At 61.6% G+C, this 12,084-nt stretch carries 9 protein-coding genes; 6 read left to right on the top strand and 3 right to left on the bottom strand.

Annotation, left to right across the window (positions count from 1 at the left end):
- The first annotated feature begins 6 nt into the window (after positions 1-6).
- Positions 7-1,290, top strand: coding sequence for an ABC transporter substrate-binding protein (locus A6U98_RS33120; RefSeq protein ID WP_064655451.1), 1,284 nt, complete (start codon positions 7-9; stop codon positions 1,288-1,290).
- 201 nt (positions 1,291-1,491) lie between these two features.
- Positions 1,492-2,853: an MFS transporter gene (locus A6U98_RS33115; protein WP_064655450.1), complete on the top strand. Its 1,362-nt coding sequence runs from the start codon at positions 1,492-1,494 to the stop codon at positions 2,851-2,853.
- A gap of 4 nt (positions 2,854-2,857) precedes the next feature.
- Here A6U98_RS33115 and A6U98_RS33110 read toward each other — a convergent pair whose 3' ends face one another.
- Positions 2,858-3,781, bottom strand: a complete 924-nt coding sequence (locus A6U98_RS33110; RefSeq protein WP_064655449.1) for a LysR family transcriptional regulator — start codon at positions 3,779-3,781, stop codon at positions 2,858-2,860.
- Between the two features lie 113 nt (positions 3,782-3,894).
- Here A6U98_RS33110 and A6U98_RS33105 point away from each other — a divergent pair, with 113 nt between their 5' ends.
- From A6U98_RS33105 to A6U98_RS33090, 4 genes are all read left to right on the top strand, one after another.
- A complete protein-coding gene (locus tag A6U98_RS33105) occupies positions 3,895-5,055 on the top strand; it encodes an FAD-dependent monooxygenase (protein WP_064655448.1) in 1,161 nt (386 codons plus the stop codon).
- 5 nt (positions 5,056-5,060) lie between these two features.
- Positions 5,061-5,912: an alpha/beta hydrolase gene (locus A6U98_RS33100; RefSeq protein WP_064655447.1), complete on the top strand. Its 852-nt coding sequence runs from the start codon at positions 5,061-5,063 to the stop codon at positions 5,910-5,912.
- 68 nt (positions 5,913-5,980) lie between these two features.
- Complete coding sequence (locus A6U98_RS33095; protein WP_064655446.1) at positions 5,981-7,432, top strand: MFS transporter; 1,452 nt, start codon at positions 5,981-5,983, stop codon at positions 7,430-7,432.
- Positions 7,433-7,642: 210 nt separating this feature from the next.
- Positions 7,643-8,905: a DUF3422 domain-containing protein gene (locus A6U98_RS33090; protein ID WP_064655445.1), complete on the top strand. Its 1,263-nt coding sequence runs from the start codon at positions 7,643-7,645 to the stop codon at positions 8,903-8,905.
- Between the two features lie 75 nt (positions 8,906-8,980).
- On the opposite strand, the gene A6U98_RS33085 is transcribed toward A6U98_RS33090, so the two are convergent.
- Together A6U98_RS33085 and A6U98_RS33080 are read right to left on the bottom strand one after the other, a co-directional pair.
- Positions 8,981-11,125 (bottom strand): methyl-accepting chemotaxis protein, encoded by a 2,145-nt coding sequence (locus tag A6U98_RS33085; RefSeq protein ID WP_064655619.1) that lies wholly within the window; start codon positions 11,123-11,125, stop codon positions 8,981-8,983.
- A 16-nt stretch (positions 11,126-11,141) separates the two neighbouring features.
- Positions 11,142-12,071, bottom strand: coding sequence for a substrate-binding domain-containing protein (locus A6U98_RS33080; protein ID WP_064655444.1), 930 nt, complete (start codon positions 12,069-12,071; stop codon positions 11,142-11,144).
- Positions 12,072-12,084 lie beyond the last annotated feature (13 nt).

The following is a 12,084-nucleotide window of genomic DNA, read 5'->3' as shown; positions in this document are numbered from 1 at the left end:
ATGAAAATGAAAACCTATCTTTCAAGTGCCCTCGCGGTGGCGCTGGCAACCGCTTCTTTCGCATGGTCCGGTGCGGCCATGGCGGAAACCAAGACAATCACCTTTCTGTTCACCGACGACGACCAGGGTTACGTCGAGCGGATGGAAGCGCTCAGCAAGGAATTCGAGACGGCCCATCCAGACATCAAGGTCAATTTCGTCTCTTCGGGCTATGATGCGGTCGCCAAGCAACTGCCGGTACAGCTTGCCGTCGGCGAAGGCCCTGACATCGCCAAGATCACCGACTGGCAGCTTGCCCCCTATTATCTGGACATGCGTCCCTACATGAAGGACCCGGACGGTTTCGCCAAGCTGCACGGCGACAGCCTGAACACGCTTCGCTTCCCCGGCGTCAACGATCCGCAGTCGATCAACGGCTATATCGCGTCGCAGACCTTCAACCTGCCCTTCGTCAACAAGACGCTGTTCGAACAGGCCGGCGAACCGCTTCCGAAGCCCACCGCCACGCTGAAGGACATCGTCGAAGCTTCGGCGCGCGTCGCCAAGGCGACCGGTGCCCAGATCCCCTTCACGATGGATCGCTCGGGCCATCGCTTCTCCGGCGCGGCATTCTCCTACGGCTCGAACTACGTCAAGGACGGCAAGTTCTTCTTCCCCGACGATGCCGCCAAGCGCTATGTCACGGATCTCTACGGCTGGACGAAGGACGGCTCCTTCCCGAAGGAAATGTGGGGTGCTGCCGGCGGAACCCAGTACAAGAACATGGGTGACGAGTTCGTCAACGGCAACGTCGTGACCTATCTCGCCGGCAACTGGATGGTCAATCCGTTCCAGAAGAAGATCGGCGACGCCTTCGACTGGACGGCGATCAGCGCGCCGTGCGGCGATGCCGGCTGCTATGCGATGCCGGGTGGCACCGCGATCGTCGGCTTCAAGCGCACCAAGTCTCCGGAGGCCGTTGCCGCGTTCATCGAATTCCTTGGCTCTGAAAAGGTCCAGCGTGAAATCGCTGAAAACTACGTCATCCTGACGGGCGCCGACATCAAGGACCCGCAGTACAAGCTCGAGAGCAAGAATGCCAAGGAGGCGATGGCCGTCTTCCTCGGAAGCCGCAATAGCGTGCCGCAGGCAGCCCGGGACCTGGAACGTCTCAAGGGATCCTCCGCCATCTATCAGCTCATCGTTCAGAGGATGAGCCAGCTGATCGTCGGCGAACTCTCCCTCGACGAGACCTTCAAGGCAATGAGTGCCGACGTCGACAAGGTCAACGAGGCGCTCGCCGCCAAGTAACCGGTCACGCGTTGTCCCGCACAATGCGCGCATGCAGCCACGGCCTCGCAACAGGGCCGTGGCTTTTTCATTTTCTCTCCAACACTTCGACCAGTTTCGAATTGTCGATGGCCTGGACCACGCTACGTCTTCCTTCAAAGTCTTACAGCGTCCTTTACGCGTCTAAAGAGACGTGCGGCGCTGTAAGGGAAAGGCAGCGTCATGGATTCAATCGAACAAGGCACCAGGGCTTACTCGCAGCTGAAGCCCGCCGCTCTCGCCATTCTTTGCCTCGGTGTGATCGTGGCGCAGATCGATACATCGGTCGTCAATCTGGCAGTTCAGCCGATCGGGCTCGATCTCAAGGCCTCCGTCACCGAACTGCAATGGGTCGTCGACGCCTACAATCTCGTCTATGCAGCCTGTCTCATCAGCGGTGGCTTGTTCGCCGATCTTTACGGACGGCGTCTGATGTTCGTGATCGGCTGCGCTGTCTTTGCCTTGGCGAGCCTTGCCTGCGCATTCGCCTCGACCATTGCGATGCTCATCGCGGCGAGAGCCTTGACCGGCTTCGGCTCCGCCTTCCTCCTGCCAGCTTCGCTTTCGCTGATCCGGGTCATCTACCGGGATGAGAAGATCCGTGCTCGAGCGCTCGGAATCTGGGCCGGCTGCAATGGAATGGCGCTGGCGATCGGTCCGAGCCTCGGCGGTTTCCTCATCCGTGATTTCGGCTGGCGATCCGTCTTCTTCGTCGTCATCCCCATCGCGCTGATCGCGGCGGCGACGGCACGGCTTTTCGTTCCGGAAAGCGCGGACCGACAGGGCCGGTCCTTCGACATGCCGGGTCAATTGCTGGGGATAACCTCTCTCACCCTCCTGACCCTCACGGCGATCGAATCATCGCATCTGCCGCCTTCGTGGACGGCCCTCCTGGCCATCGCCGGCGCCCTGCTTCTGCTGCTCTTCATCATCGTCGAAAAGCGCCTGGAGCAGACGGCTCTGGTTCCGATCTCGATGTTTTCGGACAGGCAGTTCCGCGGTGCAATGGCCGGAACGGCCGCAATGACGTTCGGCATGTACGGCACGCTCTTTCTTTTTCCGCTCGCCTCCCTCGGCCTCGGACGCCTGGCCTCGGTGGAGGTCGGACTATCTCTGCTGCCGATGGCTCTCAGCTTCATCGCGATCTCACCCTTCTCCGGTTCACTCTCGGAGCGCCTGGGGAAGAAAGGCACCATATCGGCCGGACTGGCGCTGATGGGTCTGGGCAATCTCCTGCTCGGCTCATCCTTTCTGGCCGACTGGTTCATTGCCGAAGAGATCGGACTGTTGCTGACCGGGGTCGGGATGGGCATGGCGACCGGGCCTCTGACGGCGGTCGCGGTCTCAACCGCGGCTGCCGATCGCGCCGGCACGGCGAGCGCCCTGATCAATGTCGCCCGCATGGTTGGGGCGACGATAGGCGTCGCCTTACTCGGAGCGATCTTCGCCTTTTTGGGAGAAGCTGAAACTGCCTTCATCGTCGCGATGTCGGTCGGCGGCAGCGCGCAACTGCTTGGGAGCTTCATAGCCTGGCGCTTGCTCTGAACGGTCAGGCACGATCACGCGCAAGCGGGGGAACGGCGGCGATTTCCTTGGTGAGTGCCACGAAATTCCGCACGATCGAGAGCTTCAGATCGCGCCGGTAAGCAATGCAGAGCGGCAAGGGTGAAATTTGGCCGGGAGCGAGCGCGCGATAGGTGATGGCCTCCGGATGGAGGACCTGCATGGAGGCCGGAACGATCGTGACGCCACGGCCGCCGGCAACGAGGTTGATGGCTGCGACGATGCGATAGACTTCATCGACGATCTGAGGCGTCACGCCTGCACGATCGAGGGACTGCAATATCTGCTCGAATATGCCTGGACCGTCGGGTCGCCTGTAAATGACCACATCCTGCCCCTCCAGCATTTTCAGCGTGATCGGCCCGAGGCTTTCATCTGCGAGGGGATGACCAAGCGGGACGGCGACGATCATGTCCTCTTCGGAAAGCACCGTGCTCGCCAGATCCGGAAATCGATTTGCATCGATATGCAGCAACGCCGCATCGATGCGCCCCTCCTGCAAGGCGAGAATGAGTTCGTAAGTCTCGCTTTCTTCGACGGCGATTTTCACGAGCGGATAGGACAGACGAAACTGCTGCAGCAGCTTCGGCGCCAGAACATGGAGCGACGCCGAACTCGTAAAGCCGACCGACAGATGGCCGGCCTCGCCTTTGTCGTATCGGCGGACATTGTCGACTGACTGACCGGCCAGCTTGAGGATGTCCCGGGCATCGGCAAGGAAAACCGTGCCGGCAGCATTGAGCACGATCTTCTTAGGATGCCGGTCAAAGAGGGAAACACCAAGCTCGTATTCGAGATCGCGGATCTGCTGACCAAGCGGCGGCTGCTGGATGTTGAGCCGCTCGGCTGCCCGCGAGATGCTGCCCTCTTCTGCAACGGCCACGAAATAGCGAAGGTGTCTCAGTTCCATTGGCGCCCATCATAAACTTAAAAGGTTCCAGAGATGAATTATATAAATATTTTACATACTATATGCCCCGGATTACGACTAGCGCCATCTTGATTGCCAAGGAGGAAAATCGCATGGCTGGAAGTAAACCGAAAATCGCGATCGTTGGTGCCGGCATGGGTGGTCTCGCCGCAGCGGCGACCCTTCGCCAGGTCGGCATCGACGTGAATGTCTACGAGCAGGCACCGAAATTCGCCCGCATCGGCGCCGGCATCCAGATGCTGCCGAATTCATCGCGAGTCCTGCGCGGCATCGGCGTCCTCGAAAAACTTCAAAAGGTTGCGTTCGAACCTTACTCTCACCTCAACCGCGTCTGGGATACCGGTGAGATCAAGCGCGAGCTTCCTATGCCGGAAAGCCTTTATGGCGCGCCCTTTCTCTGCATGCACCGGGCTGATCTGCATGAAGCGCTTTATTCCGTGCTGCCACCGGAGATCGTTCACCTCGGCAAGAAGCTCGTCGGCCTGGATCAGACGAAGGGCGGCGTGACGCTCTCTTTCGCCGACGGCACGAAGGCGGATGCCGATGCCGTGATTGGCGCCGATGGCGTGCATTCGCTCGTTCGCGACATCGTCGTCGGCCCTGACAAGCCGATCCACAAGGGCCGGATCGCCTACCGCGCGGTCTTCGACGCAAGCCTGATGAACGGCGGCGAGATCCAGGCGTCCAGAACGAAGTGGTGGGGTGTCGATCGCCACATCGTCATCTACTATACCGCCGCCGATCGCAGCTCGCTCTACTTCGTCACCAGCGTGCCCGAGCCCGCCGATTGGCTGACCTCGGAATCCTGGTCCGCCAAGGGTGACGTGAAGGAATTGCGCGCCGCTTATGAGGGCTTCCATCCGGAAGTGCAGATGGTTTTGAATGCATGCCCGGACTGCCACAAATGGGCAATCCTCGAACGTGAACCTTTGCCGCGCTGGAGCGACGGACGCGTGGTGCTTCTCGGCGACGCCTGCCACCCGATGACGCCCTATATGGCGCAGGGGGCTGCAACCTCGATCGAGGACGCGGCAGTGCTGGCGCGGTGCCTTGCCGGCGTCGACAATGACGACATCGAAGGCGCGTTCCGCCGCTACGAGGCGAACCGCAAGCCGCGCACGTCACGCATCCAGGCGATTTCGAGCGCCAATACCTGGATGTCGGGAGGCAACGAAGACACCTCCTGGCTCTATGGCTACGACGCGTGGAACGTGCCGCTCGTGGGCGAAAACGATATGGCGCTTGCCGGATAAAGGGAATGTCGATGTCCAACAGTGCAGCAAATGCGCGAGAGACGGCTTCCGGCGTCGCGTATGCGAGAACATCCGATGGTATCGGCCTTGCTTATAGACGCAGCGGACGGCCCGGTGGGCCACGCATCGTTCTGATCCATTCACTGGCGCTCGACGCCAGTGTCTGGGATCGGGTCGTCGGGCGGCTGGACGATGCGGATATCGTCACGATGGACTGCCGCGGCCATGGCAGGAGCGACAAGCCCGCCGGCCCCTATAATGTCGAGCGGTTCGGCGACGATATCGCCGACCTGATGGGAGAACTCGGATGGAGTGACGCCGTCATCGCAGGCTGCTCGATGGGAGGCTGCGTGGCGCAAGCCTTCGCGGCGCGGCACCCAAAACTCGTGCGGGCCATGCTGCTGATCGATACCACCGCCTGGTATGGCGAAAACGCGCCCGCGGAATGGCGTGCCCGGGCGGCAAAGGCGCGCAGCGAAGGCCTGTCATCGATGGCCGAGTTTCAGGCAACGCGCTGGTTCGGCGATCGATTCCGGATGGATCATCCGGCGCAGGTTCAGCATGCCATGTCGGTCTTTACCGCCAACGATATCGACGCTTATGCATCGACCTGCGCCATGCTCGGGGATGCGGATCTGCGCTGGCATTTGGGAAGTTTCCGGTTTCCTGTTTCAGTGGTCGTTGGCGAGGAGGATTACGCCACGCCCGTCGAGACGGCCCGAGATCTGGCTGCGGCCATTCCGGGCGCATCACTCACCGTCTTGTCCGCCGCACGGCATCTGACGCCGATCGAATGCCCGGACCAGATCGCCGATGCGATCCGGTCGCTTTTCAGGCGTGCGACAGCTAACGCCTAATGCCCAACCGGGTGCCGGCACCGCGAAGACGCCGGCCATCATCAAGGTGCTGAATCTGGGAGGATAGAATGCACGACAACACAATTACGCTGGCCGCATCCGCGACCGCAGATGGGCTTGAAGCCCGAGATCCGACCCCGGCATCCGACAGCGGTCGCGCCGCAGCGCTGACTGCCCGTTTCGAGGCCATTCCCTTTACACCCTGGCACCGCCGGGCGCGGATCGTCATGGGGAGCGCAACCTTTCTCGATGCCTTCGATGCCCTTTCGCTGGCATTCGTCCTGCCGATCCTGATCAAGCTATGGGCGCTTTCTCCGGCCCAGATCGGCTGGATGATCGCCGCCAGCTACATCGGCCAATTGCTCGGCGCCCTGCTCTTCAGCCGTCTTGCCGAAAGTTTCGGCCGCGTCCCCATGGCGGCAGCAGCCACAGCGCTGATGTCGGTCATGGGCCTGGCCTGCGCGCTCACCGGCAATTTTCAGATGCTTTTCCTGTGCCGCCTGATCCAGGGCATCGGTGTCGGAGGAGAAATGCCGGTTGCGGCCACTTATATCAGCGAACTTTTGCGGGCGAAGGGACGCGGCCGCTATTTCATGCTGTACGAGATGATCTTTCCGGTCGGGCTGATGATCACCGGCCAGGTTGGGACCTTACTCGTGCCGATCCTCGGATGGACATCACTCTTCTTCATCGGCGGCATTCCCGGTCTCGTCATTGCCTATCTGCTTTATCGGCTGCCGGAGTCGCCCCGCTGGTTGATCGGCCAACAACGCCTCGACGAAGCGGAAGCGATCATCCGCCAGGCTGAGGCAAGCGCAAGAAAGGCAAACCTCGATTATCAACAGGAGCCGGCGCCTGAAGCGCCGGTTGCAGCACCCGCCCCTGCACAGGTCGCCCGGCAGCCGAGAAGCCGCTGGAGCGAGCTGCTGTCTCCACGCTTCCGCGTGAGGACGTTGATTGCCTGGGTCCTTTGGGCGAGTTCGTTCTTCGTCGCCAACAGCCTCAACAACTGGATGCCCACACTCTATCACACCGTCTACAAACTCGAGCTCGGAAGCGCTCTTCGGGCGGCGTCGATGACCAATGTCGCCCAGGTCGCCATCCTTCTGGTTTGCGCTTTCTGCATCGACCGCATCGGCCGAAGAACTTGGGCCATCGTATCCTTCCTGGTCGGCGCGGCACTGTTGACCGCCTTGGCGGCAGGTGGTGCAGGCCAGCTCTGGTCGTTGATCGTGCTGGCAACGCTTGCCTATGGCGTCGTCGGGTCGATCAATGCGGTCCTCTATCTGTACACGCCGGAGATCTATCCGACGCGGATGCGCGCCATCGGAACCGGTCTTGCGACATCATGGCTGCGCATAGCCTCGGCCGTCGGACCGACCACGGTCGGTTATATGGTGGGGACGCAGGGCATCAATTCGGTGTTCATGATGTTCGCGATCGTCGCCGCCATCGGCGCGGTCGCAGCCATCGGCATGATCGAGACGGGGGGACGTCGTCTGGAAGAAACCTCGTCGTAAGGTCAGCATCACCAGTTCAGCGGGTGACAATCGAGCAATGGGCAAACGATGTCGTGCAAGCCGCCGACATCGTTGCCCTTTATGGTGACACGCGGTTCGGGAGAGGCTATAGGCGTTGTCGGCCTTCGCCGGCTCGCAGGCTCACACATGCTGGCAACCCGGCTACATCAGGCGACCCAGCGACTGTCTACCGTAAAGAGGTGCATTTCCATGCCGATGGGCTCCGAGCATCCGCTGCGAAGGGAACTTCACAACGAGCTCCACGCGCGGCCGTCGCTTTACTTCGATGGCGACACGGATGTGTGGCACGTCGCTATCGTCGGAGAAAATGCCCCTCCTCAGATGCCAAATTCCCTGCCGGGACTGGAGGACGTCTCCACGACCCGCGAAGGCAACCACGGAATTGGCCGCATCGGCGACGGCCGGCTGAAGTGGGAGGCGCATACCGAGTTCCTCACCCTGACCTTCGTCGTTCCCGCGTCGGCCGAACCCGGCAGCAATCCGCCGGAAGCCTTTCAGGCCTGTTGCCGCCAGATCGACGGGAAGATCATCGCAGCCGTTCGGGTGCTGGTGCGGGACGAGAAGGACGGGCAGCGTCCGGAAAAACCGAGGCTCGACTATGTCGCCTCTCAGGTCGGCGGCGGCGACGCGGAAGTGCATTCGAACTTCCGCCTGACCGACAGCGGTTTCGTCGAATTCCTGTTCTTCAACCGCAACCTCAATGCCTATCGCACCGGCCGCATGGTCAGGCGTTTCCTGGAGATCGAGACGTACCGGATGATGGCGCTGTTAGCGTTGCCGATGGCGCGCGAGACGGTGTCGAAGCTTTCCGTCTTCGACCGGCGCCTCGACCTGCTGATCGCGCATATGCAGAGTGCGATTAAGGTCGACAAGGCACTGCTTTCCGAGGTGACCAGGCTCTCTTCGGACGTTCTCAACTTCTCGGCGCTCGCCCGCCACCGCTTCGGCGCGACGAAAGCCTATGCCGAAATTGTCGCGAGCAGAGTGTCGGAGCTTCGTGAGGAACGCGTCGAACAGCGCCAGAGGCTCGGCACCTTTATCGATCGGCGCTTTCAACCGGCCGTCCGCTCGGTCGAAGCCGCCGAACGCCGCCTCGATGAACTGGCCGAACGCGTCAGCCTGGCCGGAGACCTCCTTAGAACCACCGTGCAGGTTCAGCTCGAAGATCAGAACGCGTCGCTGCTGACATCAATGGAAGAGCGGGCGCGCATCCAGGTGCATATTCAGCAGGCGGTCGAAGGCTTCTCCGTCATCGCCATCACCTATTACACCGTCGGCCTGGCGAAGATCTGCCTCGAAAGTATTTCAGCACTGGGCGTCGATCCGCACGTGTCGAAGCTCGCGGTTCTCGGCGCCATTCCGCTCGTGCTCTTCGCCGTCTGGACAGCAGTTCGTCATGTTCGCAAGAGCATTGCCGGCCACTCTCACGGTCCCGCATCAGAGAGCCACTGAGGCGACGCTGGCCGATGATCGCTCACCGCCGCCCTTTCGAGGCGGCGGCGTTTTCTTGCCTGCATCGACAGAAAGTCAGGATGCCATCGCGTAATGGCGATGTTCCGATGCCCGGCCGCTGCCTGTCCTGAACCGCCGCAGCAACTCGGCAAGGCTTTCGGTTTCATGTGTCAGGCTCTGTGCGGCTGCCGTGGTCTCTTCGACCATCGCGGCGTTCTGCTGCGTCACCTTGTCCATCTGGTCGCCGGCAGCCGAGACCTCACGCAGGCTCGTCGCCTGTTCGCGGGCGGCAACGGCGATCTCGGCCACGGTCGCATTCATGGCGGTGACCTGTTCGACGATCTGTTCGAGCGAGAGGCCGGATTCACCCACCAACTGGACGCCGGTCTTGACCTGCGCCGAGGAGGTGGAGATCAGCTGCTTGATCTCCCTTGCCGCGTTGGCGGAGCGCTGGGCGAGCTCGCGGACTTCCTGGGCCACGACGGCAAAGCCCTTGCCCGCCTCGCCGGCGCGCGCCGCTTCCACGCCGGCGTTCAGCGCCAGCAGGTTGGTCTGGAAGGCGATCTCGTCGATGACGCTGATGATGTTGCCGATCTTGGACGACGAATTTTGAATTTCCGTCATCGCGTCGATGGCGCGGGCAACGATCTCGCCGCCCTTTTCGGCATTGGTGCGGGCCGTTGCCACGACACCCTGGGCGCGGCTTGCACCCTCTGCCGTTCCATTGACGCCGCGGGTCACCTCACCCAGCGCCGCGACGGTCTCCTCCAGCGAGGCTGCCTGCTGCTCGGTGCGGCGGGCGAGATCGTTGGACGCCGTGGAGATTTCCGCGAGGCCAGATCGGATAGTGGCGACCGCGCGAATGACGGAGTCGACCGCCTCTTCGAGGCTCGCGACCGAATTGTTGAAATGATCCCGGATCCTGACGTAGCGATGGTCGACTTCGCCGACGCGGACGGTGAGATCGCCCTTGGAAAGCGCGTCCAGCCCGACGGAAATTTGCCGGAAGGCATGCTCCATCACCTGCGCATCGCTGAGCCGCTCGGCCTCCTGGCGCAGCCGCTCTTCTTCGGCGGCCAGGCGGGCGCGTTCGGCATTGGCTTCCGCAATCAGCTTGGCGCGCCCCGTTTCCTGGAAAACCTTCAGCGAACGCGCCATGGCTCCCAGTTCGTGGCGATGCTCGACGCCCGTTATCACGATCCCTTCCTCGCCGCGGGCAAGCTGCTCCATGGACTGCGCCATGTTGCGCACCGCCGAGGAAATCAACCGGCCGACGAAATAGGAAAGCACGAGACCGATGACGATCAGCAGGCCGCTGATGACCAGCGTCGTGCTGGTCGCGGAGGCAACCGTTGCGTCCACCGAACCATCAAGCGTCTTCTGTGCGCCCGTGACGGTGGCCTGCAGGTCCTTGAAGCCGCCTGATATTTTCGGCGCGAGCACGTTCAACTGCGTCTGGCGAATATTGCCGGAGGCCTGCAAGACGTCCTTCATGTCGCCGAGACGGGCGGTGTAATTCTGCATGAGCTGGCCGGCGCCCATCAGGCGCTTCTTCTGCAGCTCGTTCTTCGCGGCCTTGGCGGCGGCTTCGTTCAGCGCGACCGCTTCGGCGAGTGCTGCCTGCGCCGTGTCGTAGGCCGCAAAATCATCGGAATGCACGAAGCGTTCGGAGAAATAGAGACTACGGTTCAAGGCCTCCAGTGTCGCCGCCGTCATCTGCAGCAGCGGCACATCGTTCTGGCGCCAGGCGCTGCGCACGACATCGTTGAGCGCGATGCTGGTCCATGGGCCGAATTCGGTGACCTTGGAAATCAAGGCGTCACGCCTGGCCTGAAGGGAGACGATCTGCTCGAAAGCCTTGCCGTAGGCGGCAATGTCTTGGCGGATCGCCGCAAGGCCGGACTGCAGGTCCTTATTGCCGGCAAAACGCGGATCGTCCGCATCAAACGCTTTCACGCCGGCGCGGAAGCGGTCGACGACATCCTGCGTCGGCGTGGAGCGGAAGGCTTCCGCCGACATCTGAATCTCGTTCAGCTGGTCGCTGTAGTCCGAGATGGCGAGACTTTGGCCGACCGTGGCGCGATAGGAAGAGAAGATCGAGGCGAGCCCGTTCATGCCCGAGATCGCGCTGACCGTGAGCAGGCTCATCAACAGGATCAGCGGCACGAAGCCGGAGGTGATCTGTGCGCGAATGCCGAATTTATTCCAGAAATGCAACATCATAGTCCTCTTATGCTCACTGGCTATTCGGCAGATAGGTGGCAATGTTCTCAGGTGTGACGAGTTCGAAGGGAACGTTGTTTTCGCGCGGCACCTTCTCTTTGCGGATCAGCTTGACGGCAGCGTCGACAGCGGCAGCGCCCTGCCCGACGGCGCTCTGAAGAATGGTCACGTCGAGATCGCCGGCCACCATCGCGGCGAGCGCGTCGTCGGTCGCGTCGACGCCGGCGACGACGACATCTTTCATCGGCATGCCGGCCTTCTTCATGGCCCGGATCGCGCCGAGCGCCATCTCGTCATTATTGGCGATGACCGCGTCGAACTTGACGCCGGCCGACAGCCATTCCTGCATCTGCTGGTCGGCATAATCGCTCGACCAATAGGCAGCCTGCCGCTCGACGATCTGAAGGCCCTTGCAATCCGGTGTCGCGATGACGTCGGAGATGTCCTGGGTGCGGGCGCGGGCGGCGGCGTGGAATGGTTCGCCCATCAGCACGACGACGCGGCCTTTACCTTTGAGGAGCGCGCAGACCTGCTTGGTCTCCAGCGTTCCGGATTCCTTCTCGTTGGAGGCCACCACCACCTGATTATCAGGCAGGTCCAGCAGGTTGGAAGGAACGTTATTAATGTACACAAGCGGAATGCCGGCATCTGCCGCCATCTTGGTCATTTGCGGCCCGAGGTCGCCGTCGGAGACGGCAAGGATGATCGCGTCGACCTTGTCGGCAATGAGCTTCTGCACCTGCTGCTTCTGGAGCTCCTTGTCGCCATTGGCATTCTCGGTGACAAGTTTGAGGCCGGATATCGTCTGCCCATGCGAGACGACGCCGTTCAGAAGTGCTGTTCTGAATTTGTCGAGACCGGACATCGAAACCCCGATCGTCTGGGCATTGGCAGCAGAGATCGATATCGCCAAGGCGATGGATGCAAGCGTGGCCGTTTTCATGAATTCCCCTGCA

This window comes from Rhizobium sp. WYCCWR10014 (assembly GCF_001657485.1).
GTDB lineage: Bacteria > Pseudomonadota > Alphaproteobacteria > Rhizobiales > Rhizobiaceae > Rhizobium.
The sequence above is the reverse complement of the archived record's forward strand: the minus strand, read 5'-3'. Positions and strand labels throughout refer to the sequence as shown.

Bases quoted from the DNA above. Each gene is read 5' to 3' on its own strand.
- A6U98_RS33120 (WP_064655451.1), top strand. From the start codon at position 7: ATGAAAACCTATCTTTCAAGTGCCCTCGCGGTGGCGCTGGCAACCGCT.
- A6U98_RS33115 (WP_064655450.1), top strand. From the start codon at position 1,492: ATGGATTCAATCGAACAAGGCACCAGGGCTTACTCGCAGCTGAAGCCC.
- A6U98_RS33110 (WP_064655449.1), bottom strand. From the start codon at position 3,781: ATGGAACTGAGACACCTTCGCTATTTCGTGGCCGTTGCAGAAGAGGGC.
- A6U98_RS33105 (WP_064655448.1), top strand. From the start codon at position 3,895: ATGGCTGGAAGTAAACCGAAAATCGCGATCGTTGGTGCCGGCATGGGT.
- A6U98_RS33100 (WP_064655447.1), top strand. From the start codon at position 5,061: ATGTCGATGTCCAACAGTGCAGCAAATGCGCGAGAGACGGCTTCCGGC.
- A6U98_RS33095 (WP_064655446.1), top strand. From the start codon at position 5,981: ATGCACGACAACACAATTACGCTGGCCGCATCCGCGACCGCAGATGGG.
- A6U98_RS33090 (WP_064655445.1), top strand. From the start codon at position 7,643: ATGCCGATGGGCTCCGAGCATCCGCTGCGAAGGGAACTTCACAACGAG.
- A6U98_RS33085 (WP_064655619.1), bottom strand. From the start codon at position 11,125: ATGTTGCATTTCTGGAATAAATTCGGCATTCGCGCACAGATCACCTCC.
- A6U98_RS33080 (WP_064655444.1), bottom strand. From the start codon at position 12,071: ATGAAAACGGCCACGCTTGCATCCATCGCCTTGGCGATATCGATCTCT.